Source organism: Stenotrophomonas riyadhensis (genome assembly GCF_040256885.1).
Taxonomy (GTDB): domain Bacteria; phylum Pseudomonadota; class Gammaproteobacteria; order Xanthomonadales; family Xanthomonadaceae; genus Stenotrophomonas; species Stenotrophomonas riyadhensis.
This window is the reverse complement of record NZ_CP155568.1, coordinates 966,422-988,534: the sequence shown is the minus strand read 5'-3', so window position 1 is coordinate 988,534 and position 22,113 is coordinate 966,422. Positions and strand designations below refer to the sequence as shown.

At 65.1% G+C, this 22,113-nt stretch carries 25 protein-coding genes and 1 tRNA gene; 12 read left to right on the top strand and 14 right to left on the bottom strand.

Annotated features, from left to right (window positions below; translation table 11 throughout):
* The 11 genes from SriyCCGPB3_RS04600 (at position 1) to SriyCCGPB3_RS04550 (ending at position 10,790) form a co-directional block, all read left to right on the top strand.
* Positions 1-897 (top strand): baseplate assembly protein, encoded by an 897-nt coding sequence (locus SriyCCGPB3_RS04600; protein ID WP_350259917.1) that lies wholly within the window; start codon positions 1-3, stop codon positions 895-897.
* The gene (locus SriyCCGPB3_RS04595) at positions 890-2,191 is read left to right on the top strand and encodes a phage tail protein I (RefSeq protein WP_350259916.1); all 1,302 of its coding nucleotides are present in this window, start codon (positions 890-892) and stop codon (positions 2,189-2,191) included. Before SriyCCGPB3_RS04600 ends, SriyCCGPB3_RS04595 begins: the two co-directional genes overlap by 8 nt.
* Before the next feature lie 7 nt (positions 2,192-2,198).
* Positions 2,199-3,716, top strand: coding sequence for a tail fiber protein (locus SriyCCGPB3_RS04590; protein WP_350259915.1), 1,518 nt, complete (start codon positions 2,199-2,201; stop codon positions 3,714-3,716).
* Positions 3,717-3,720: 4 nt separating this feature from the next.
* Positions 3,721-4,305 carry a hypothetical protein gene (locus SriyCCGPB3_RS04585; protein WP_350259914.1) on the top strand — a complete coding sequence of 195 codons (585 nt, stop codon included), beginning with the start codon at positions 3,721-3,723 and terminating at the stop codon, positions 4,303-4,305.
* A 107-nt stretch (positions 4,306-4,412) separates the two neighbouring features.
* A complete protein-coding gene (locus SriyCCGPB3_RS04580) occupies positions 4,413-5,612 on the top strand; it encodes a phage tail sheath C-terminal domain-containing protein (protein WP_110711320.1) in 1,200 nt (399 codons plus the stop codon).
* Positions 5,613-5,614: 2 nt separating this feature from the next.
* Positions 5,615-6,118, top strand: a complete 504-nt coding sequence (locus SriyCCGPB3_RS04575; protein WP_110711318.1) for a phage major tail tube protein — start codon at positions 5,615-5,617, stop codon at positions 6,116-6,118.
* Between the two features lie 80 nt (positions 6,119-6,198).
* On the top strand, positions 6,199-6,489 hold the full coding sequence (locus tag SriyCCGPB3_RS04570) for a phage tail assembly protein (RefSeq protein ID WP_005412456.1): 291 nt from the start codon (positions 6,199-6,201) through the stop codon (positions 6,487-6,489).
* A 120-nt stretch (positions 6,490-6,609) separates the two neighbouring features.
* Complete coding sequence (locus SriyCCGPB3_RS04565) at positions 6,610-9,057, top strand: phage tail tape measure protein (RefSeq protein WP_110711314.1); 2,448 nt, start codon at positions 6,610-6,612, stop codon at positions 9,055-9,057.
* Between the two features lie 2 nt (positions 9,058-9,059).
* On the top strand, positions 9,060-9,527 hold the full coding sequence (locus tag SriyCCGPB3_RS04560; RefSeq protein ID WP_110711312.1) for a phage tail protein: 468 nt from the start codon (positions 9,060-9,062) through the stop codon (positions 9,525-9,527).
* Positions 9,511-9,726, top strand: a complete 216-nt coding sequence (locus SriyCCGPB3_RS04555) for a tail protein X (protein ID WP_153856505.1) — start codon at positions 9,511-9,513, stop codon at positions 9,724-9,726. Before SriyCCGPB3_RS04560 ends, SriyCCGPB3_RS04555 begins: the two co-directional genes overlap by 17 nt.
* The gene (locus SriyCCGPB3_RS04550; protein WP_350259913.1) at positions 9,717-10,790 is read left to right on the top strand and encodes a phage late control D family protein; all 1,074 of its coding nucleotides are present in this window, start codon (positions 9,717-9,719) and stop codon (positions 10,788-10,790) included. Before SriyCCGPB3_RS04555 ends, SriyCCGPB3_RS04550 begins: the two co-directional genes overlap by 10 nt.
* 67 nt (positions 10,791-10,857) lie before the next feature.
* Here the strand turns inward: SriyCCGPB3_RS04550 and SriyCCGPB3_RS04545 are convergent, their stop codons facing one another.
* Together SriyCCGPB3_RS04545 and SriyCCGPB3_RS04540 are read right to left on the bottom strand one after the other, a co-directional pair.
* Positions 10,858-11,256, bottom strand: coding sequence for a hypothetical protein (locus SriyCCGPB3_RS04545; protein ID WP_350259912.1), 399 nt, complete (start codon positions 11,254-11,256; stop codon positions 10,858-10,860).
* A 71-nt stretch (positions 11,257-11,327) separates the two neighbouring features.
* Positions 11,328-11,708, bottom strand: coding sequence for a tautomerase family protein (locus SriyCCGPB3_RS04540; protein WP_350259911.1), 381 nt, complete (start codon positions 11,706-11,708; stop codon positions 11,328-11,330).
* A 565-nt stretch (positions 11,709-12,273) separates the two neighbouring features.
* Between SriyCCGPB3_RS04540 and SriyCCGPB3_RS04535 the strand changes: the two genes are divergently transcribed.
* Positions 12,274-12,681 (top strand): hypothetical protein, encoded by a 408-nt coding sequence (locus tag SriyCCGPB3_RS04535; RefSeq protein ID WP_350259910.1) that lies wholly within the window; start codon positions 12,274-12,276, stop codon positions 12,679-12,681.
* Between the two features lie 204 nt (positions 12,682-12,885).
* On the opposite strand, the gene SriyCCGPB3_RS04530 is transcribed toward SriyCCGPB3_RS04535, so the two are convergent.
* The 12 genes from SriyCCGPB3_RS04530 to fabG all read right to left on the bottom strand — a co-directional run bounded on the left by SriyCCGPB3_RS04530 (position 12,886) and on the right by fabG (position 22,066).
* Entirely contained in the window at positions 12,886-13,725 is an 840-nt protein-coding gene (locus tag SriyCCGPB3_RS04530) for a DUF3800 domain-containing protein (RefSeq protein WP_350259909.1), read from the bottom strand.
* A gap of 172 nt (positions 13,726-13,897) precedes the next feature.
* Positions 13,898-14,176 (bottom strand): hypothetical protein, encoded by a 279-nt coding sequence (locus tag SriyCCGPB3_RS04525; protein WP_197639274.1) that lies wholly within the window; start codon positions 14,174-14,176, stop codon positions 13,898-13,900.
* Between the two features lie 98 nt (positions 14,177-14,274).
* Positions 14,275-14,493, bottom strand: a complete 219-nt coding sequence (locus tag SriyCCGPB3_RS04520; RefSeq protein ID WP_350259908.1) for a hypothetical protein — start codon at positions 14,491-14,493, stop codon at positions 14,275-14,277.
* 86 nt (positions 14,494-14,579) lie between these two features.
* Positions 14,580-14,654, bottom strand: a tRNA-Val gene (locus tag SriyCCGPB3_RS04515).
* Positions 14,655-14,843: 189 nt separating this feature from the next.
* A complete protein-coding gene (locus SriyCCGPB3_RS04510; RefSeq protein ID WP_004146965.1) occupies positions 14,844-15,197 on the bottom strand; it encodes a PilZ domain-containing protein in 354 nt (117 codons plus the stop codon).
* The gene (locus SriyCCGPB3_RS04505; RefSeq protein WP_350259907.1) at positions 15,194-16,150 is read right to left on the bottom strand and encodes a DNA polymerase III subunit delta'; all 957 of its coding nucleotides are present in this window, start codon (positions 16,148-16,150) and stop codon (positions 15,194-15,196) included. The genes SriyCCGPB3_RS04510 and SriyCCGPB3_RS04505 overlap by 4 nt, the downstream gene beginning before the upstream one ends.
* Positions 16,147-16,812: a dTMP kinase gene (gene tmk, locus SriyCCGPB3_RS04500; protein ID WP_110711300.1), complete on the bottom strand. Its 666-nt coding sequence runs from the start codon at positions 16,810-16,812 to the stop codon at positions 16,147-16,149. The genes SriyCCGPB3_RS04505 and tmk overlap by 4 nt, the downstream gene beginning before the upstream one ends.
* The gene (gene mltG, locus SriyCCGPB3_RS04495; RefSeq protein ID WP_110711298.1) at positions 16,809-17,870 is read right to left on the bottom strand and encodes an endolytic transglycosylase MltG; all 1,062 of its coding nucleotides are present in this window, start codon (positions 17,868-17,870) and stop codon (positions 16,809-16,811) included. Before mltG ends, tmk begins: the two co-directional genes overlap by 4 nt.
* Before the next feature lie 155 nt (positions 17,871-18,025).
* Entirely contained in the window at positions 18,026-19,390 is a 1,365-nt protein-coding gene (locus SriyCCGPB3_RS04490) for an aminodeoxychorismate synthase component I (protein ID WP_350259906.1), read from the bottom strand.
* 134 nt (positions 19,391-19,524) lie between these two features.
* On the bottom strand, positions 19,525-20,787 hold the full coding sequence (gene fabF / locus SriyCCGPB3_RS04485; RefSeq protein WP_110711294.1) for a beta-ketoacyl-ACP synthase II: 1,263 nt from the start codon (positions 20,785-20,787) through the stop codon (positions 19,525-19,527).
* A gap of 143 nt (positions 20,788-20,930) precedes the next feature.
* Positions 20,931-21,170 carry an acyl carrier protein gene (acpP, locus tag SriyCCGPB3_RS04480; RefSeq protein WP_005408313.1) on the bottom strand — a complete coding sequence of 80 codons (240 nt, stop codon included), beginning with the start codon at positions 21,168-21,170 and terminating at the stop codon, positions 20,931-20,933.
* Positions 21,171-21,322: 152 nt separating this feature from the next.
* Positions 21,323-22,066 carry a 3-oxoacyl-ACP reductase FabG gene (fabG, locus tag SriyCCGPB3_RS04475; protein WP_110711292.1) on the bottom strand — a complete coding sequence of 248 codons (744 nt, stop codon included), beginning with the start codon at positions 22,064-22,066 and terminating at the stop codon, positions 21,323-21,325.
* Positions 22,067-22,113: the final 47 nt, after the last annotated feature.

Genomic DNA, 22,113 nt, shown 5'->3' with positions numbered 1-22,113 from the left:
GTGGCATCCGGCTCGTTCACCAGTGTCAATCTGTCCCAGCTGCCTGCCCCGGCGGTCATCGAAGTGCTCGATTTCGAAGCCATGTTCGATGAATCGCTGACCGCGCTGCAGGCCCTGGATCCCACCTTCGACGCGCTGCTGCCGTCGGACCCGGCCTTCAAGATCCTGGAGGTCTGCACCTACCTGCGCCTGCTCGATCGCCAGCGTGTCAATGATGCCGCGCGTGGCGTGATGTTGGCCTATGCGGTTGGCAGCGACCTCGACCAGCTGGCCGCGATCTTCGGCATCGTCCGTCAGGTGCTCGACCCGGGCAAGCCGCAGCAGGGCATTCCTCCTCGATATGAAAGCGATGAGGACTTCCGCCGCCGCATCCAGCTGGGCCCGGAAGGATTCAGCGTGGCAGGGCCGGAAGGTGCCTATGTATTCCATGCGCTGAGCGCCGACTCGCGGGTACTGGATGCGAGTGCCACCAGCCCCGCACCGGGCGAAGTGGTGGTGTCGGTGCTGTCGCGCGAGGCGGATGGAACCGCCACCCAGGGCCTGCTCGACGTCGTAGAAGCAAAACTGAGCGCGGATGATGTGCGACCGCTGACCGATCATGTCCTGGTGCGTACCGCGGCAATCGTCAACTTCTCGGTCAGCGCCACGCTGTTTACCTTTGCCGGTCCAGACTCGCAGGTCGTGCTGGCGGAAGCGCACACACGCCTGGACCGCTACATCGCCGAATCGCATCGGCTCGGCCGCGATGTCACCCGCTCGGGCCTGTTCGCCGCACTGCATGCCGAGGGTGTGCAGCGCGTGGAGATTTCCAGCCCGGCAGCGGACGTGGTGGTCGACCGTACACAGGCCACCTACTGCACTGCCGTGACCCTGACCCATGGCGGCAACGATGAGTGACTCCACCACTCGCCTGATCAATGCGCGCCTGCGCGGCGCGGTCGATGGCCACAACCTGCAGTTCCGCCATCCGGGTGGCGCACTGTCCACCCTGCAGGGGGTGTACCGCACCGATTGGCAGGGGCGGCTGAAGCTGTCGGATACGCTGCGGCGCAACCTGCAGCGCTTCTCGGCAGCGTTCAGTAACACCTGGTGGAAGGGCTTCTACACCAAGCCAGCGAACCTGTCGTTCAATCACCCCGCTCCAGATGGCAGTTCCAGTGCCTGCTCCTTTCCTGTCTCCGATGCGATCGGGGGACCGAATCAGAACTTCACCGGTCTGGTGGACGAGGATGGAAGCGCGTTTCCCGATGGTGCCGTGCGTACCCTCAGCATCTGGCTGCGCGCAACCGAGCCATGTGCCATCGACCTCGGCATGCGCACCACCGGCGCAGGCAGGACACGTCTGCAGGTGAGCACCGAGTGGAAGCGCTACAGCTACACCTATGCCGCAACCGCAGATGACGCCCGCCGGGGCGTGAGTATCGTGCTGGATCGACGGGCAGCCGGAAACACCGGCCTGAGGCCGGACAGCCGCATCCATCTCTGGGGCGTGCAGGTGGAGGAAGGCCGCGAAGCAACCAGCTACATCCGCACCATGCCCCAGCCTGTGGGCGTGATTGATTACAGCGTGCTCAACAACGTGATCACGCTCAGCCAGGCACCCGCTCCCGGCTCGATCATCGACGGCGATGCGCTGATCAGGGTGCCGATGGCAGGCACCCTGCTGCCGCCCAACGCCACCCACGCGGAGCGGGCCCTGGCCCGCGCTGCGGTCACCCGCCCATTGCCGGTGGACATCACCGCGCTGTGGGACGCCGACCGCTGTCCGGCCACCCTGCTGCCCTGGCTGGCCTGGGCCTTGTCCGTGGACGAATGGAAGGCCTACTGGCCGGAGACGGTGAAGCGTGCGCGCGTGCGTACCGCGATCGCCATCCAGCGCCGCAAGGGTACCTGGGGCAGCGTGCGCGACGTGGTCGCCGCTTTTGGTGGCTCGATCCTGATCCGCGAATGGTGGGAGATGCAGCCGCAAGGCGCACCGCACACCTTCGAAGCGGTGATGACCATTGCCAACCAGGGCGGCGAGACCGCCACTGCCAAGTTCGTCGACGACGTGATCGGCGAGATCAGCCGGACCAAGCCGGTGCGATCGCACTTCACCTTCACCCAGGGCATGCAGGCCAACGCCGGTATCGGTGCGCTCGCCGGTGCCCAGGGCACCACCTTCCGCCGTATCCAACTGATCGGAGAGTAAACCCCGCATGCGCTTGAAAATCACCGACGCCGGCTTCGCCAGGCTGGTCAACCCACCCAATACCGGCACCAGTGCCGTGCTGATCACCGAGATCGGCCTGACCTCCACGGCATTCACGCCGTCGGCGGGGCTGACCACGCTACCCGGCGAGATCAAGCGTGTCTCGACATTCGGCGGCAAGGCAGTGGGCGATGACACGCTGCACGTCACGATCCGCGACGACAGCGCCACCGCCTACAGCCTGCGTGGCTTCGGCCTGTACCTGGGCGACGGCACGCTGTTCGCCACATTCGGCCAGGCCGATCCCATCATGGAGAAGACCGCAGCCTCGATGCTGCTGCTCTCCACCGATACCCGCTTCAGTGAAGTCGATACCGCGCTGATCGAATTCGGCAATGCCGAGTTCATCTACCCTCCCTCCACCACCGAGGTGCAGGGTGTGGTCGAGCTGGCCACTACGACCGAGACCGAAGATGGCGCAGACACCCAGCGTGCGGTAACGCCGCGTGGCCTGCGTGCCTTCATCGACAAGCGATTCGGTGCCAGCGCCCCCACCCAGTTCGTGCGCACGCTGCTGTCGATCGCTACCGATGCCGCATTCCGTTCCGCGCTGGGCCTGAAATCAGCGGCGCTGAAGGATGAAGGCGCCGACAAGGGACTGGACGCGGACCTGCTCGATGGCCGTCATGGCACGCACTACCTGGATTGGCGCAACATGACCGGCGTGCCGTCCAGCGTGCACGTTCCCGGCCAGGTCATCCTGTTCGCCGGTGCCACCGCGCCCAACGGCATGCTGCTGTGCAATGGCGCCGCTGTTCCGCGTGCCAGCTATCCGGCCCTGTTCGCCGCTATCGGCACCCGCTATGGCGCCGGCGATGGCGCAGCCACCTTCAACCTGCCGGCCATGCAGGAAGGCACGGTGGTCACGCACACGCTGAACCCGGACGCGGTCGGAAGCTTCACCCAGGGTGAAGTGATCCGCCATGCCCACAGCGCAAGCGCGGCAACGGCAGGCAACCACAGCCATGCCATTTCCGTGGGCGCAGGTGGCGCGCACTCGCATGGCGCCAGCGCAAGCGCGGTCGGCGATCACGCGCACGGTGCATGGACCGACTCGCAGGGCCATCACGCGCACACCGGCGGAACCTCCTGGGTGGGCGACCACCAGCATCTCACCGCCTATGCGGAAGTTGGGGCCGCCTATCCATGGGGTGCCGACTACGGGAACCACATGGGCTCCCGCGGCAACATCGACTATGACAATCCTTGGCCGAACACCAGCCCTGCCGGTGGCCACGCCCACAGCTTCACCACCGACGGCGCGGGTGGCCATGGTCACAACATCGGCATGAACGGCGCCGGTGGTCACTCGCACACCATTTCCATCGCCCAGGTCGGCGACCACGGCCATGCCGCCTCGGCGGCGGACGCCGGTGCACACAGCCACGCCATCGTGGTGGAGGCCGCCGGTGGCGACCGCAACCTGCCGGCGGGCCTGCGGATGATCTATTGCATCGCGTACTGAGGACATGACCTTGCCTACTGAACCGCGCTTCGCGCACTCCTACGATCCCCACACCCGTGCCTACATGGGCAAGGTCCGTCTGCAACCCTCGCCCGATGGCGCATGGAACCTGCCTGACTTCACTGTGGACGTCGCCCCCCGCCAGGCCGCAGGCGAATACCAGTCACTGCGCCTGGCCGAGGATGGCTCACGCTGGGAACTGGTGGCCGATTTCCGCAACTGCATGCTGTGGGACACGCGCACCGCGATGGCAGTACCCAATCGCCTCGCGCTGGGCGAGCCGTTGCCCAAGGACGTGACCCTGTCCGAACCGTTCAAGCTGGATGGCACCACCGCGCAGTACAACGCGTGGAATGCCAGCCGCCGCGAATGGACGCTGCTGCCGGACTACAGCACGCGCCCCCTGTGGAACAAGCACGATGCCAGCTTCGCCGCTCCCCTGCCCCGCGGCGTGGCGCTGCCGTCCACGGTCACCGACCTGGCACCACCCGGCGATCGCAGCTATCCGGTCACCTTCGATGAAGCCAGCGCCGCCTGGGCAAGGGTGAGTGCGCCCGATCCCGAAGCGGGCACGCCGCCGCAGCCGTGACATCGGGCCACGGCTGCAATTAAGCCAGCCGCGGCCAGATACGAACATGTACCCATGCGGCGCAGATCGCGACCGCAGCACCCACCCAACCAAGGAAAAAACAACGCATGGCCGAATTTCTGCATGGCGTGCAGGTCGTCAACATCGATGGTGGTTCCCGCTCGATCGCTGTTGCCTCGACCAGCGTCATCGGCATCGTGGGCACCGCGCCCCGCGCCGACAAGATCGCCTTCCCGTACAACACCCCGGTCCTGGTGACCTCGCGTTCGCAGGCAGCCAAACTGCTCGCCGGCACCGCCACCGAAGTCGATGAGGGCACCCTCCCGGGCCAGCTCGACGCCATCTTCGACCAGTCCAACGCGGTCGTCGTCGTTGTCCGCGTCGAGAAGGGCGCCACCGAGAACGACACCCTGGCCAACGTGCTGGGCGGCGTGAACGCGCAGACCGGTGCCTACACCGGCGTGCATGCACTGCTGGCGGCAAAGTCGGTCGTGGGCATCAAGCCACGCATCCTGGCGGTGCCGGGCTTCACCCACACCCACGAAAAGCGCGACACCGAACTGCTGGCCAACCCGGTCGTAGCGGAACTGCTCGGCATCGCCGACAAGCTGCGCGCGGTGATCATCAAGGATGGCCCGAACAGCACCGACGACGCTGCCAAGAGCACCACCGCCCTGACCGGCTCCAAGCGCGTCTACGTGGTCGACCCGGCGCTGCTGGTGCAGTCCGGTGATGCCATCGTCACCCGCTACGCCTCCGGTGCCGTGGCCGGCGCCATCGCCCGCAGCGACAACGAACGCGGCTGGTGGGCATCGCCGTCGAACCTGGAACTCAACGGCGTGGTCGGTACCGCGCGTGCGATCGACTTCGGCCTGTCCGACGCGACCAGCCGCGCCAACCTGCTGAACCAGTCGAACGTGGCGACCATCATCCGCGAAGGTGGCTTCCGCCTGTGGGGCAACCGTACCGCCAGCAGCGACCAGAAGTGGCAGTTCCTGTGCGTGGTGCGCACTGCCGACATCATTGCCGACAGCCTCGAGGCTGCCCATCTGTGGGCCGTCGATCGCGGCATCAGCAAGACCTACGTCGACGACGTGCGCGAGGGCGTCAACGCCTTCCTGCGCGGCCTGAAGACCCAGGGCGCGATCCTCGGCGGCAACTGCTGGATCGACCCGGAACTGAACGCAGCGGACAGCGTGGCCCAGGGCCGCTTCTTCTGGGACTTCGACTTCACGCCGACCTACCCGGGTGAGCAGCTGACCTTCCGCATGCACATGAACAACAACTACGTCTCGGAGATCTTCTAAGCATGGCGCGCAAGATCCGCAAAAACTTCAACTTCTACGTCGACGGCAAGGGCTATGCCGGCAGCGTGATGTCCTTCACTGCACCGAAGCTGTCGCTGAAGACCGAGGACTTCCAGGCCGGCGGCATGCTCGCCCCGACCGAGATCGTGCTCGGCCATGAAAAGCTCACCGCCGATGTCGAGTTCGCTTCCGACGACGCGGAGATCATGAGCAAGTTCCACGTCATCGAAAGCAAGGAGTACGGCTTCACCGCCCGCGAGGCGCTGGAAGGCGACGACGGCGAGGTGACCCAGGTCGTGCACAACATGCGCGGCAAGGTGAAGCTGCTGGACCGCGGCGAAACCAAGGTTGGTGAGAAGGGCACGATCAAGGTCAACCTGGCGCTGAGCTACTACAAGCTGACCCATGGTGCCCAGGTCGTGCAGGAGATCGACGTGGTCAACATGATCGCGCGCCAGGGTGGCGTGGACGTGCTGGCCGGCATCCGCGGCGCGCTGGGCATCTGAGCCGGCACCGCACCGAGAAACACGGGGGCGCCTCGCGCCCCCGCATCCATCGCACCGCATCGCATTCCAGGAACGCTTTCATGTCCAGCAAGACCAAGACCCCCACCGACACCGTCATCGAGCGCGATGGCTTTGCCGAGATCACCCTCACCCGTCCGCGCCAGGTCAACGGCATGGAAACCGCCGTGCTGCGCATGCGCGAACCGACCGTGGAAGACATGGAGCGCTACCAGGACGACAAGGGCAGTGATGCACAGCGCGAGGTACGGATGATCGCCAACCTGTGCGAGATCTCGCCGGACGACGTGCGCAAGATGCCGCTGCGCGACTACGCCCGACTGCAGGCAGGCGTGGCGCTTTTTACCACCTGACCCTGCCGCAGATCAGGCAGGGAGTGCTCGCCCTGGCCGGTCATACCGGCTGGGGCCTGCGCGAGATCATGACGCTGCGGGTGTCGAAGTTCATCTGGTGGATTCAGGGGTTGCCGGTACATGGCCAATAACGTTCAAACGACAACGATCACGATCGGCGGCTCGGTGTCCAAATCGCTGAAGGACGCATTGTCCTTCGCCAATGATGGCGTGAAGCGCCTCGGCGATGAAGCCGGCAAGCTGGAGCTCAAGCTTGCCGCGATGAAGAAGTCGGGCGCCGCCTACACCCGCATGCGCGCGCAGGCCGATGCGCTGCGCGCCTCACAGGAAGCGCTGGAGCGCGTCGAAGCCAAGCGCACTGCCAACCTGGAGAAGCGCGAGAAACTCGGCGCCTCGTTCAAGGCAGCGCGCGGCACACTCGGCACCGCCGTCACCGCACTGGCCAAGCCGGTCGAGAACGCCTCCGGCTTCGCCCGCCAGAACCAGCAGATCGGCGTGGCAGCCAACCTCAGCCGCGCGCAGGTGAGTGCGCTCGGCCAGGCGATCCTGCAGCAGTCGCGCGCAACCAACCAGGGCGCCGACGATCTGCAGCGGTCGATCAAGCTGATGGTCGCGGCCGGCATGGATGCACAGTCCGCGCAGGCCAGCCTCGGCGCCGTTGGACGGACCACCACCGTCACCGGTGCCAGCATCGATGACGTTGCCAAGGCGGCCGCCAGCCTGCAGCGCTCGTTCGACATCGATCCCTCGCGCATGCAGAGCGCGCTGGACGTGCTGGTGGTGAACAGCCAGCAGGGCAGCCTGGGCCTGAAGGACATGGCCGAGGTGCTGCCCACACTGGGCTCGTCGTTCGAAGCGATGAAGCTGCAGGGCACGTCAGCGGCCGCCACGCTGGGTGCGGCACTTGAGGCCACGCTGGATTCGGCCGGCGGTGCCGACAAGGCCGCCAGCAACATGAAGAGTTTCATGTCGGCCGTACTGTCCCCGGACCTGCAGGCGAAGGCCAAGAAGAGCCTGAACCTGGATCTGCGCAAGATCATCGGCGAGGCACAGACGAGTGGTGGCAATCCCTTCGATGCCGCGATGCAGGGGATCATCAAGGCCACAGCGGGCGACCAGAAGAAGATCGGCACCCTGTTCAGCGATGCGCAGGCGAAGGACTTCGTCCAGCCGATGATCGAGAACTGGGATACCTACATCCGCGTCCGCGACAAGGCACTGAACGGATCGGCGGGTACCACCGATGCCGCCTATGCCGATGCGATGCAGACCGATCCGCAGAAGATCGAAGGCGCGAAGATCGCCGTGGACAACCTGTCCAAGGCGTTCGGTGCGGCGCTGCTGCCGGCGGTGGGCGAGGCCGCGGTCAAGCTGACCGAACTGCTGAACGGGGTCACCTCGTTCGTGCAGGAAAACCCGAAGCTGATCGCCAACACCACGCAGATCGTGGTCGGCATGCTGGGCATGCGCACGGCGGTGCTCGGCGCACGCTACGCCTGGACGTTCCTGCAGGGCCCGATCCTGGGCGTGCAGAAGGCCTTCGAGCTGTTCCGTGGCGGCAGCCTGCTGGCACAGCTGGGGCGCTTCGGGCCGATGGCCATGCGCCTGGCATCGGGCTTCCGCATCGTCGCCACTGCCGTGGGTGCCATCGGCGGTGGCCCCATCGCCGTTGCGGTCGCCGCCATCACCGCCGGCGCCCTGCTGGTGCGCAAGTACTGGGAACCGATCAAGGCATTCCTGGGCGGCGTATGGGAAGGCCTGAGTGGTGCAGGCACCGCGGCGATGGGTGAACTGATGCGCGCGGTTGAACCACTGCGCCCCGCCTGGGAAGTCATGAGCGGGCTGATCGGCCAGGCCTGGGACTGGCTGTCGAAGATGCTGGAACCGGCGCAGTACACCGGCAATGAATTGTCACGCGTCGCCCAGATCGGCTCGCTGGTGGGTGAGGCGCTGCTGACCAACTTCCGGCTGGTGATCCAGGTCATTGGCGGCGTGGTGGGGGCGGTGGTGTGGCTGGGCGAGATGCTCGGCACCGTCGCCGGCTTCATCAACGAGACCCTTGGCAACATCTGGGAGTCGATCAGCCAGAAGGCAACCGCAGCGTTCGACCGCATCCTGGAAAAGCTCAAGCCAGTCATCGAAGGCGTCGGCTGGTTCATGGACAAGCTTGGTGGTGGCGTAGGGGCTGCCAAGGACAAAGCGCTGGAGGTCGCCGAGGGCGGGCTGCAGACCGCGGTGGGCGCCGCCAACATCTACAGCGGCATGAAGGCGCGCGGTGGTGGTGGCATCGGTGACATGGCACGCGTGGCGTACGCGGTCGGCACCAACGACAACGATGGCCTGAACCGCCGCATGGCCGAGCTGAGCGGCGCGCAGGGACGCCGTGCGCCGGACATGCCCTCGCCCACGATGCGTGCACCGACCACCGTGCAGCAGCAACAGACCAACAACATCACCATCCACCAGCAACCCGGTGAATCCAGCGAATCGGTGGCACGTCGCACTGCAGACGAGCTGCAGCGTCGCAACGCGCTCGCCGCCCGTGGCAGCCTGGCAGACAGGAACTAAGCATGAAGCGCGAGTTCGTAACCGCATCCATCGACAAGCTGTTGTCCCGTTTCCAGAGCAACGACTCCGGCAATGCCCCGGTGCTGCTGATGCTGGGGGGCTTCAAGTTCAGCCTCAACACCGCCGTGTTCCAGAACATCCAGCAGAGCAACGAGTATGGCTGGGCTGCGCAGGAGCGCATCGGGCAGATGGCCGCCCTGCAGTACACCGGCCCCGGCAAGGCCAGCATGACGCTGCCCGGCGTCATCCACTATCAGTTCCGGGGCGCCGGCAATGAGCTCTCGCAGCTGCGCAAGCTGGCAGCGCAGGGCAAGCCACAGCGGCTGCTGACCGGCAAGGGCGGGAACCTGGGGCTGTGGGTCATCGACAAGATCGACGCCACCGCCTCCGGTTTCACCGTCGATGCGGGAATCCAGCGGCACGAATTCACCCTCTCCCTGCGGAAGCACAGCGATGGCACGAACGTATAACACCCGCGACGGCGACGTCGTCGACCGCATCGCGTACGCGCACTATGGCGAACAATCACCGGCCATCCTGCGCGCGGTGTTCGATGCCAACCCGGGCCTGGCCGCGCGCGGCGCGATACTGCCTGCGGGCCTGGCGATCACCCTGCCGGACGTGCAGCGCCCTGCCGGCGAACGCAAGGGAGTGGCCCTGTGGGATTGAACATCGCACCGGCATTCCGCGTGGTGGCCAACAGCCAGGACATCACCGACAAAATCATGTCGCGCTTCAAATCACTGCGCATCACCGACGAGACCGACAACAGCTCGGACATGCTGGAGCTGCAGCTGGCCGACCATGATCCGTCCGATCCGATCCAGCTACCGCCGGCAGGCGCGGAGCTGGAAGCCTTCATCGGCTATGACGGCGAAGTGCGGCGCATGGGCCTGTACATCTGCGACGAGGTGGAGATTTCCGGCTACCCGGGCAGCATGACCCTGCGCGCGCGCGCCGCACCGTTCGAGGCCAGCAAGGGCGGCAAGAACGAACTGCAGACACAGAAGACGCGCACCTGGAAGAAGGGTACGACGATCGGTGGCATGGTGCAGCGCATGGCCGCCGAACACGGACTGAGCGCCGCCGTGAGTGGATCGCTGGCATCGATCGTGCTGCCGCTGACGGTGCAGTCGCAAGAATCGGACATGAACCTGCTGCTGCGCCTGGCCAAGCAGCACGATGCCATCGCCAAGCCGGGCGGCGGCCGCCTGATGTTCGTCAAACGGGGCGACTCCACCAGTGCAAGCGGTGAGCGCATTCCCGACGTCACCCTGACCCCCGCCGATGGTAGCAGCTACAAAGTGAGCATCGTCTCACGCGAGAAAACCGGCACCACCATTGCCTACTATCGCGATGTACGCGGTGCCACGCGCCAGGAGGTGAAGTTGGGCAGCGGTGAACCGATCGTGCGCCTGCGCATGGCCTACGCCGACCGCGAAACCGCCGAAGCCGCAGCACGCGCCAAGCACCAGGAACAAGCCCGGCAGACGCGCACGCTCAGCTACTCCCTGCCCGGCCGCGAGACGCTGATGGCCGAAGCCACGGTGGTGATGCGGGGCTTCCGCGACGGCGTGGATGGGCGGTGGCTGGTCAAGCGCGCCGAGCACAACATCAGCCACGAGGGCTACGTGACCAGCATCGAGTGCGAACAACCCAACAGTGCCGACGCAGTGAAGGCGGCCAGCAGCGCACCAGCGACCGAAGGCGAGCAGATCGGCAGCGAGGTGTAGATCCAGGTGGGGCGCGGATGCGGTTCTCCCGATCCAGTTGCTGTAACACTGCTACGACCTGCCGGCGCTACTCCGTGTATCGCACTGCGTGCACTTTGGCTTGCTCAGGCATGTAGGTGAAGCGATAGGTCATCACCACGACATGGGTACGGGACCACAGCCAGCGTCTTCTTTCGTCGCGCACAACCAGCACACCTTCAGCCGGTCGGGATATCCGCGCGGTGGGAACATCTTCGAAGGCTGACTTGACGTTCAACAGGCCCATCCGGGGCGGCAGCTGCTGTTTCACAAAGCCACTGATGTCCTGCTTCTGAGCACCCTCCGGCGGCGGCATCCTGTGAATGCTGTCCAGCATCTGCTCGGCCTTCATCTGTAACGTCACGATGGGCAGCGCGGTTCGCATGGGGTCGGCTGCCGAGCCTCTGCCGGGCGCCAGCACGCCCCACAGGACCAAGGCAATGCCCAACGTCCGGAAGATCCTGCTCCCCATGTGACACTCCCTGCTGGCTTGACGGGCCCATGCGCCCAGGCACGGTATCAGATCACATACTGCGCCTGGCCGTTCCCGAACGACCAGTTCTCCTTCTTCACTTCCACCAGGTTGATGAACACGTCCTCGCGGCGGATGCCCACCGCCGCGTGCAGGCCCTCGGCGATGCCGGCGTACAGCGCCTTCTTCTGCTCCAGCGTGCGCCCTTCGTTCCAGGTGATCTGGATGCAGATGAAATCGTCGGTGCGGTCCACGCCCAGGTAGCCGGGATCGTAGATCAACGTGCCGGGCTCGTGTTCCTGGAAGATCTGGAAGCGATCATTTTCCGGCACGCCAACCGCACGCATGGCCTGGTAGATGGCTTCACCGACGCGCTGCAGGTAGTCGGCGGATTTACCTTTGCGAAGATCGATGCGGGCGAGCGGCATGGTGGGGCTCCAGGGTGGATGGGCACAGCAATAGGCTGAGACTACGCCTGCCCGGGCCGGTGGGACAGCGCAGGGATGGAACCCTCTGCCTTCATCCGTGACACATTCCCGACCGCGTGCGCCGGGTGACGGAATTGCCATGGCGGCGCCGCTCTGGAGTCGTCATGTGCACGGTTGGCGTGGGCGGCGATGTGCGCCATCAGTGACGGCCCGCACAGCGGGCGGGTGCCGGAGGGCACATAACCGGAAACGCTTGGTGTGCCTGCGTGGAGTTGAGAACTTTCCTTACAGACCACCGTGATTGCGCGATCCCATGATCACCGCGCCGAGGCAGATTGCCTGGGCCGGGATTGGCGTCTCGAATAAACGAATGAACACCCATCGCTGCGATTTACGCCGCAGCAGAGAGAATGCACCGATTGCCTTCAATGGCGGCCGGTGCGTGGGGATCGACAGATCCGCCAGGCCTTCTTCTCGATGGGAGTTCGTTTGCCTTGGTACGCCAACCCGCACCGTCCGCCACCTTCACTCCGGAAGGTGGCTCTACGCCAGTGAGGGTTTCGCCATGACCAATCGCACCGCCGACCGTCCCCGCCTGCACGCCCTGATCGGCAACATCGCCGCCGACGTGCCTGAAGACCTCGCACGCGAGATCGAATGCGCCCTGCAGGAACAGAACCTGCCCGCGCAGTCGCCTGCCTTCTTCGCCTGCCTCAATGCCATCAGCCAAGCCGATGGCGACGACGGACAGCCGTGCCGCAGCCTCACCCTCGGCGCCAGCAATCACGCCTCGCTGCGCCGCTCGCTGTCCGGGCTCAGTGCATTGCTCGATCTGCTGCAGGCGGGCGATCGAGCGCGCGCCGAGGGTGGCCCGGACCAGCAGTTGGGCGCCTTCCACACTGATGGACTGATCGTGGCCGCGCGACAACTGGTGCGCGAAGCAAGCCATTGCCTGGAAGCTGAAACCGCCTGAGCGCCCGGCCGCGAACATGGACACGAGCTAGGGATGTCCCCGGCTATCCTCGGCAGAGAAAGCTCCCAGCAATGCTGAACGGGGCCCGTTTGCATTGGGGGAAGGACATGCCACACTCGCTTTGAGGCCCAGTCGATCGAATCCCTCGGAGATCCGAGTGCCACGGACGTGGATACGGGAAACCGTTAGATCGCTTGGCCTTTTTTATGCGCGGCGCTCGCCCATCCGCAGCGTCCAGATGCCCATATGCGGCGACCAACTGTTGGCGATCTGCAACGACTCCAAATTGGCCCGCCTGGCAACATGCTCTGCTACAGCACGCTTGTGCGGAGATGCAGTTGGCACCAAGTGCATACGGTTCTGATGGAAGCCGACAGCACCAGTCAGAAGGTCCGAAAGCTGAAGAAGTCGGCAGGTGCGCGAGTCTCTGTAAATCACCGTGCGAACGTGAGGAGATCGATCAACGAGGTCTCGCCTTAGCGCGTTGTTCAACACTGCCCGGAGATCTTCCAGGTCGTATCTGAGCGTCGTGCGCTGATCTAGAACGACGTGCACGTCTTCATCAGGTAACGCGTACTGAGCGATGCGCTTTACAAGAAGGTTATACAAACACTTGTAGAAGCAGACGTCTCTATCGCCGCCGTGATACCCCCGGACGTCCAACTGATGCTGATCGACCACCATCGACTGAAACCAACGGCCATCCGCAAGTTCTTGATCAGTGGTTCCATCAAAATACTGATCAGCGATCGCGAGCTCGCGTGCTCGCTTGGCCCTAGTGATACCGCTCCACTTCACTTCATCTGACAGGCCGCTAGCCGCGACCGTAGCTTCGATAGCAGCGCGCAGATCACCGATCTGCTGCCCGCAAAGAAACAACGCTCCATGGATGAGGTAACGGTTCCTACCATCCGCGCAGCTTTCGTCTACGTACACAGCCAGCATTGCCAGACCCAAACTGAGGTTGGCCGGATAATAGTACTGCCGGAGTAACGTCGGCCATAGACAAGCCTGTGGATATCTTTCCCGCGACGAGGCGACCATGGGAGCAAGCCTACGACTGCTTCAACGAGATGGCCGGCGGGTGGTCACGCACAGTCCAGGCCCGTTGCCTGTTGTGGGCGATCACAAACCGGATATGAGGTACTGGCGTAAATCACCGGGATGACGGTGATTAGGCCCCCACCAGCGCGAATGCTGGTGGTGGCGATTCTGTCTAGAGATTATTCCTGAGCCACGTCACACCAGACTCTTTGATGCCATAGGTCGCCCACTCCCCGCGAGTGAGTAGCACGACCAAGAGCTCATCGTCCGCATCAAGGAATGGCTGAAGAGCATTTCGAATTACTACGCAATTCCCAGGGTGATTAATCAACCAAGTCGAATCCAGGTGATGCCACCAGTTTCCAGCACTTATGCCCTTGATCTTCTCGATGAGGCCGTCGTAGTTCTTGCCCGTCTTATTGAGGTCGTAACCAATGAGGTAGACAGCCACAGCCACTCCTTAATGCATGACCATGCGCGTCATTGCGCGACGTATTCATACAAAAACGTGATGACTACCGCAACTCGGTGTAATTCCGGTGTAACCGCTCAGGATATCGGCGTTAGTAGCTCAAGCACCACCATGCCGCCAGCGGCAGTCAAGGTGATCCATGACCCGACAGTCTTTACCCATTCAGGCACCTTGGGCTTCTGCTCTAAGACGAGGTAGGTATGCCCAAATCTATCGGCGATCATTTGCAGCGCGGTGGCAACGAACACGGCCGCCGCAGCAATGAGTTTCAAGTCGTGAAGCGTCTTCGCATCCATGAGAGCTCCAGCACTTATCCTGCACTTACGAAAAAGCCGGCTCAAGGCCGGCTTCGACGTTAACCCTTGGAAATCAGGGTTTTATTTGGTGGGCGGTACAGGGATCGAACCTGTGACCCTTGCCGTGTGAAGGCAATGCTCTACCGCTGAGCTAACCGCCCGGTGTGTTGCTGAGCCGCTCATTATAGGGGCTTTTCAGAGGCCGTCAACACTTTTTCACATAGGTGTTCACGGGCGTTTTCGGGGACTGCAGTCGAGCATGGCTCGACTCTACAGAGGAGCGGGGTCACAGGCGTTTCGGGGCATGCAGCCGAGCATGGCTCGGCTCTACAGGACCGCCCGGCGCGGCCTCACATCGTATGGGTCGGCTTGTCCGAGCTGGTCAGGCCGGCCAGCAGGGTCTCGATCTTGTGGCGCACGCCCTCGCCCTCGGCGCCATCGGCCAGCTGCACGCCGATGCCGGCGGTGCGGTTGCCCTGCGCGCCGGCCGGGGTCACCCAGATCACCTTGCCGGCCACCGGCAGGCGCTCGCTGGAATCGGGCAGGGTCAGCAGCAGGAACACTTCGTCGCCCAGGAAGTAGCGCTTGGGTGTGGGCACGAAGATGCCGCCGTTCTTCACGAACGGCATGTACGCGCTGTACAGCGCGGCTTTGTCCTTCACGGCCAGGGACAGGATGCCCTGGCGGGCGTTGCTGGCACTCATCGATTTCCCCTTGCGGCAGGCCGCTCGTTCACCTTGTTCCAGGCCAGCAGCAACTCGACCACGGCAAGGTCTGCACGCACCGTGGTGCGCAGCAGGTCGCGGGTGCGGTTGGCAGCGTCGAACCAGGCTGCAAGCTTGTGCAATCGCTCCGGCGTGGTCAAGGCATCGGTGCTGGCCTGGGCCAGCGCCAGGTCGGCGGCAAAGCGCAGGCGCAGCGCCGCGTTGTCGTCACCGCACCACTTCTGCGCCAGCTCTACCGCGCCGGTCTTGCCGGCCGCCAGCTGTTCCAGCTCACGGCCTACCTCGCGGCGCAGGCTCAGGCCATCTTCGCGCAGCCAGTTGTCGGCCTGGCCGGGATGGCCACGCGCAGCCTCCAGCGCTTCGCGCGCAGATGCTTCGCCATGGCCCTGCTGTTGCAGCCAGGCCAGCGCTTCGTGCTGCGGCGGCAGCTTGAATTCCAGGCGCTGGCAACGGCTGCGGATGGTCTGCGGCAGGCGCGCCGGGTCGCTGCTGATCAGCCACAGGTAGCGGCCGGGCTGCGGCTCTTCCAGGGTTTTCAGCAGCGCGTTGGCCGCCGAACGGTTGATCGCATCGGCAGGGTCCACGATCACCACCTGCGCCACGCCGTACTGCGGGGTCAGCGCCAGCTTGTCGGTGATCTCACGCACCTGCTCGATGACGATCTCGGTACGCAGCTTGTCGCCGCTCTTGTTCGGAATGAAGCTGACCAGCTGCAGGTCCGGATGGGTACCGGCGGCGATCAGCTGGCGCGTGCGCGTGGCATGCGCGGCATCACCGCGCGCCAGCACGTGGTCGGCCAACGCCAACGCCACCTCGCGCTTGCCCAGCCCAGCCGGGCCGCAGATCAACAGGCCATGGCCGAGCCGGTCGGCATCGAGCGCGGCCACCGTCTGATCGAACGCGCGCTGCTGCCACGGCGAGAACGTACTCATGCGCCCTCCCCGCCCTGCAGCCAACGCTCGACGCATGCAACCACATCGGCCGCCACACGCTCCTGTACTTGGCCGGCGTCGATCAGCGCGAAGCGCTGCGGGTCCTGCTGCGCGCGGCTGCGGAACACTTCGCGCACGCGCTGGAAGAAATCATCCTGTTCGCTTTCGATGCGGTCCGGCCACAGGTCGCGGCCATTGGCGCGTGCACGGCCCACGGCCACATCCACATCCAGCAGCAGGGTCAGGCCCGGCAGCAGGCCCACCGCGCGTCGTTCCAGATCGGCAATCCACTGCGGATCGAGGCCGCGGCCACCGCCCTGATAGGCATAGCTGGAATCGGTGAAGCGATCGCTCAGCACATAGGCGCCGCGCTGCAGTGCCGGCCGGATCACCTGGCGCACATGCTGCGCACGTGCAGCGAACACCAGCAGCAGCTCGGCTTCGGCGCTGAGCGGCTCGGCGGCGATCTCGGCATCGGGTTTCAGCACCAGGCCACGGATGCGCTCGGCCAGCGGCGTACCGCCCGGCTCGCGGGTCAGCACCACCTCGTGGCCGTGGCTGCGCAGGCAGTCACGGATGGCATTGATGGCGGTGGTCTTGCCCGCGCCCTCGCCGCCTTCCAGGCTGACGAAACGCGGGTGGCGAAGCAGCGCGGGACTCATTGCGCCGGGGTCTCCTTGGTACGTTGCTGGCGCAGCTGCTGCAGGTAGCGGGCCACTGCGGCGTTGTGCTGGTCCAGGCTGGGCGAGAACACGTGCGCACCACTGCCATCGCCGACGGCAACGAAGTACAGCGCGTCGCCCGACAGCGGCTGCGCGGCGGCCATCAGCGCGTCGCGGCTGGGCATGGCGATCGGGGTCGGGGTCAGGCCGGCACGGGTATAGGTGTTGTAGGGCGTATCGGTGGTCAGGTCGCGACGGCGGATGTTGCCGTCATACGCGGCACCGATGCCGTAGATCACGGTCGGGTCGGTCTGCAGGCGCATGCCGATCTTCAGGCGGCGCATGAACACGCCGGCGATCTGCGGGCGTTCGCTGGCCAGCGCGGTTTCCTTCTCGATGATCGAGGCCATCGTCAGCAGTTCGTACGGCGTGTTGATCGGCAGGTCCGGCGCGCGGCTTTCCCACGCTTCGTCCAGCGCCTTCTCCATCGCAGCGTGGGCACGCTTGAGCACGTCCAGATCGCTGTCGCCGCGCTGGTAGACATAGGTCTCCGGCAGGAAGCGGCCTTCCGGATGCTGGCCACCGAAACCGAGACGCTGCATCAGCGCGGCGTCATCCAGGGTGTCGGTGGTGTGCAGCAGCGGCTCGGCGCGCTTGAGCGCAGCACGCAGCTGGCGGATGTTCCAGCCCTCGACGATCGTGACGCGGTGCTGCAGCACCTTGCCCGCGCGCATGCGCAGCAGCAGTTCGCGCGGGGTCAGGTCGGCGTTGAGCGCGTACTCGCCCACTTTCAGCTTGCCGGCGGCATCGAGCTGGCGCGCCAGCAGCTGCCATTGCGCGTCCTGGCCTTCATCCACACCGGCATCGCGCAGCTTGCGCAGCACGCTGTTCATGCCATCGCCACTGGCGATGACCATACTCTCGGCGGTCGGGGTGATCGGGGCGTCGGCGAACCGGGTCTGCTGGTAGAAGAACCACGCGCCCGCGCCGGCCACGACAGCGGCCAGCACCACCACCAGCGTTACCACGAACAGACACCCGCGCTTGGCTCCCGCCATGGACTACCTCTGAACTCGATTCCGTCGTGCAGGATACCGTGCCGGTGGATTGGGGTCATGACCGGGTGGCAGATGCCCGCATCCGTGCCGACCAAGGTCGGCACCCACCAGAACCGCGGCCCCGGATGAATGAGGTTGCCGGCCAGCGGCCGGCACTACCCTTGCTGGCCGAGTGCGCGCAGCAGGCCGCGGGCCTTGGCGCGGGTCTCGTCCAGTTCCTTGTCCGGGTCCGAGTCGACCACGATGCCGGCGCCGGTGCGGAAGCTCACCTCATGCCCGTCCACTTCGGCGGTACGGATCAGGATGTTCAGGTCCAGGTCGCCATCGCGGTTCAGCCAGCCGAACGCACCGGTGTAGGCACCACGCGGCACCTGCTCCAGCTCGCTGATGATCTGCATGCAGCGCACCTTCGGGCAGCCGGTGATGGTGCCGCCGGGGAAGGTCGCGGCAATCACCTCGCCGGGCGTGACCTCCGGGCGCAGATGGCCGCTGACGTTGCTGACGATGTGATGCACGTGCGCGTAGCTTTCCACGGTCATCAGCTCATCGACCACCACGGTACCGGGCAGGCAGATGCGGCCCAGGTCGTTGCGCTCCAGGTCGATCAGCATCACGTGCTCGGCGCGCTCCTTCGGGTGACCGACCAGCTCCTGGATGCGCGCGGCATCGTCGTCGCCTTCGAAGCGTGGACGGGTACCGGCAATCGGCCGGGTCTGCGCATGACCGGCATGCACCGACACCAGCCGTTCCGGCGAGGAGCTGACCACGTGGCGGCCGTGCGCGCTGAACAATCCGGCGAACGGTGCCGGGTTGGCGCGGCGCAGCTGTGCGTACAGCGCCTGCGGGCTGACCGGTGCGGCAAACTGCGCACTCCAGCGCCGCGACAGGTTCACCTGGAACACGTCGCCGGCTCGCAGGTACTCGATCACCCGGCGCACGCCGTCGGTGAAACGTTGCGGCGCGTCCTCGCCGACCGACTGCGGCGGTTGCCAGCCCAGCCCGGCTTCGGGCAGCGTGGCCGAGGCCATCGCCACCAGCGCATCCAGCAATGCCTGCTCGCCGGCTTCGGCGATGACGAAGCTGGCGTCGTTGTGGTGGTCGTGCAGCACCGCCGCCGGGCAGCGCAGCGCCAGCGCGGTCGGGCGGCCGTCCTCGCGTGCGCGCGCCGGCAGCACTGGTTCGATCTGGCTGGCCACTTCGTAATCCAGCATCAACGCCCAGCCACCGCGGAACGGCAGGCTGTGGCTGCCGTCATGCGGCAGGCGTTCGTGCTGCCAGGCGCGGTCCAGCACCTGCAGGAAGCTGCCGGCGTGTACCACGTCGTGCTGGTCGCGCACCTGGCCATCGGCATCCAGCCGCAGGCTATCGCCCTGCGCGGCCAGCAGCAGGCTCCAGCGGCCCTGGGCGGTGCCCGAGGCGGTGGATTCCATCAGCAGCGGGAAGCGCGCCGGATCGTGCTGCTGCAGGGCCAGCAGATCGATCGGGTGCGGCAGCAGGTGGATCAGCGGTGCGTGGGTCATGGCAGCCAGTTCGGGGATTCAGATGCACGGAAGCCGCCTTGCGGCGGCCTCCTCGTGCGTGACGCACGTTCAGTCGAGCATGGCTCGACTCTACACAACGGCGGAGTCGAGCATGGCTCGACTCTACAACTCGGTCAGACGCGCTTGAAGATCAGCGTGCCGTTGGTGCCGCCAAAGCCGAAGCCATTGGACATCACCACGTCGACCTTGGCCTGGCGTGCTTCGTTGGGCACGTAGTCCAGGTCGCAGCCTTCGCCCGGCTGCTGCAGATTGATGGTCGGCGGGATCACGTTGTCCTGCAGCGCCATCACCGAGAAGATCGCTTCCACGCCGCCGGCAGCGCCCAGCAGGTGGCCGGTCATCGACTTGGTGGAGCTGACCATCATCTTGTAGGCGTGGTCGCCGAAGGCGGTCTTCATCGCCATGGTCTCGCCCAGGTCGCCCAGCGGCGTGGAGGTGCCGTGCGCGTTGAGGTAACCGACCTGTTCCGGGGTCACGCCGGCGTCCTTCATGGCCATGACCATGCAGCGTGCGGCGCCTTCGCCGTTCTCGCTGGGTGCGGTCATGTGGTACGCGTCGGAGCTGGCGCCGAAGCCGGCCAGTTCGCAGTAGATCTTCGCGCCACGTGCCTTGGCGTGCTCGTACTCTTCCAGGATCAGGATGCCGGCACCGTCGCCCAGCACGAAGCCGTCACGGTCCTTGTCCCACGGGCGCGAGGCCTGTTCCGGGGCATCGTTGCGGGTGCTCATGGCCTTCATCGCGCAGAAGCCGCCCACGGCGGTCGGCGAAGAGCCACGTTCGGCACCACCGACCACCATCACGTCGGCATCGCCGTACTGGATCATGCGCATCGCGGTACCGATCGAATGGTTCGAGGTCGCGCATGCCGACACCGCCGAGAACGACGGGCCCTTCAGGCCGGTGATGATGCTCAGCTGGCCCGGCAGCATGTTGATGATGGTCTTGGGCACGTAGAAGGGCGAGATCTTCTTGCCCTCGTGGAACTCGATGGTCTGCTCTTCGATGCCGAGCAGGCCGCCGATGCCGGCGCCGACGATGGCACCGATGCGCTCGGCATTGGCGTCGGTGATCTCCAGGCCCGAGTCGTGCAGGGCCATGAACGAGGCACCGAGGCCGTAATGGATGAACGGGTCCATCTTCTTGGCATCCTTGCCGCTGACCCGGAATCTGCCGAACAGTTCATTGTCGGCGGTGATGTCGAATCCCTTGACCTCACCTGCAATCTTGGTGGTGAACCGATCCAGGTAGGCATCAGAAACGTTGGTCAGCGGACCGATGCCCGAACGACCATGGGTGATGCCTTCCCAGCTGCTGGCCAGATCATTGCCCAACGGCGAGACGATACCCAGGCCGGTTACGACGACGCGACGCTTCATTGCTGTTTCTCCTGACCCGGATGATTTCTACGGGTAACTCGGTTTGCTTCGATGTGATGCCCAAACACACGGGGCCGCAACAGCGGCCCCATGGGGTGCGGTGCGCGGCGAGGATCAACCCGCACGCGCACTGCCGTCTGACATCAGGCCTTGACGTGGGCCTTGACGTAGTCGATGGCGGCCTGCACGGTGCTGATCTTCTCGGCTTCTTCGTCCGGGATCTCGCACTCGAATTCTTCTTCCAGGGCCATCACCAGCTCGACGGTGTCCAGCGAGTCAGCGCCCAGGTCATCGACGAACGATGCGCTGTTGGTGACTTCTTCTTCCTTGACGCCAAGCTGTTCGACGACGATTTTCTTGACGCGTTCTTCGATGGTGCTCATGGGATCTCGCTCCAGATGGAGTTGTGGTTCAAAAGTGGTCGCCATCAAAGGCGATGGCCGTGGGATAGTGTAGTGGAAACCGGCGCGGCCTTGCATCGCAGCAAAAAACCCGGCAGATCAACCACTTGCGGCGCAATCCCTGCGCCCCTTGCTTACGGCATGTACATGCCGCCGTTCACATGGAGGGTTTCACCGGTGATGTAACCGGCAGCCGGGCTGGCCAGGAACGCCACCGCATGGGCGATGTCTTCCGGCGAACCCAGGCGTTCGAGGGCGATGTCGTTGATCAGCGCGGTACGCGCTTCTTCCGGCAACGCCTTGGTCATGTCGGTGTCGATGAAGCCAGGTGCGACAACATTGACGGTGACACCGCGCGAACCGATTTCCTTGGCCAGCGACTTGCTGAAGCCGATGATGCCGGCCTTGGCGGCCGCGTAGTTGGCCTGGCCGGCATTGCCGGTCACGCCCACCACCGAAGCGATGTTGATGATGCGGCCCTTGCGCGCCTTCATCATGCCGCGCATCACCGCCTTGCTGGTGCGGAACACGCTGGTCAGGTTGGTGTCGATGATCGACGCCCAGTCCTCGTCCTTCATGCGCATCAGCAGGTTGTCGCGGGTGATGCCGGCATTGTTGACCAGGATCGAGATCGGGCCGAATTCCTTGGCGATGCCGTCCAGCACGCTGTCCAGCGCAGCCACGTCGGTGACGTTCAGCGCGCGGCCGTGGCCGCCGTGGGCAGCCAGGCGCTCACCGATCGCAGCGGCGCCGGATTCGGTGGTGGCGGTGCCGATGACGGTGGCGCCCTGGGCGGCCAGCAGATCGGCGATGGCGGCACCAATGCCACGGCTGGCACCGGTGACCAGTGCGATTTCACCCTGCAGGGGCTTGCTCATGATGTTTTCCTCAGGCTGGGGCGGCCGCCGCACCCGTGCCGCGTGCA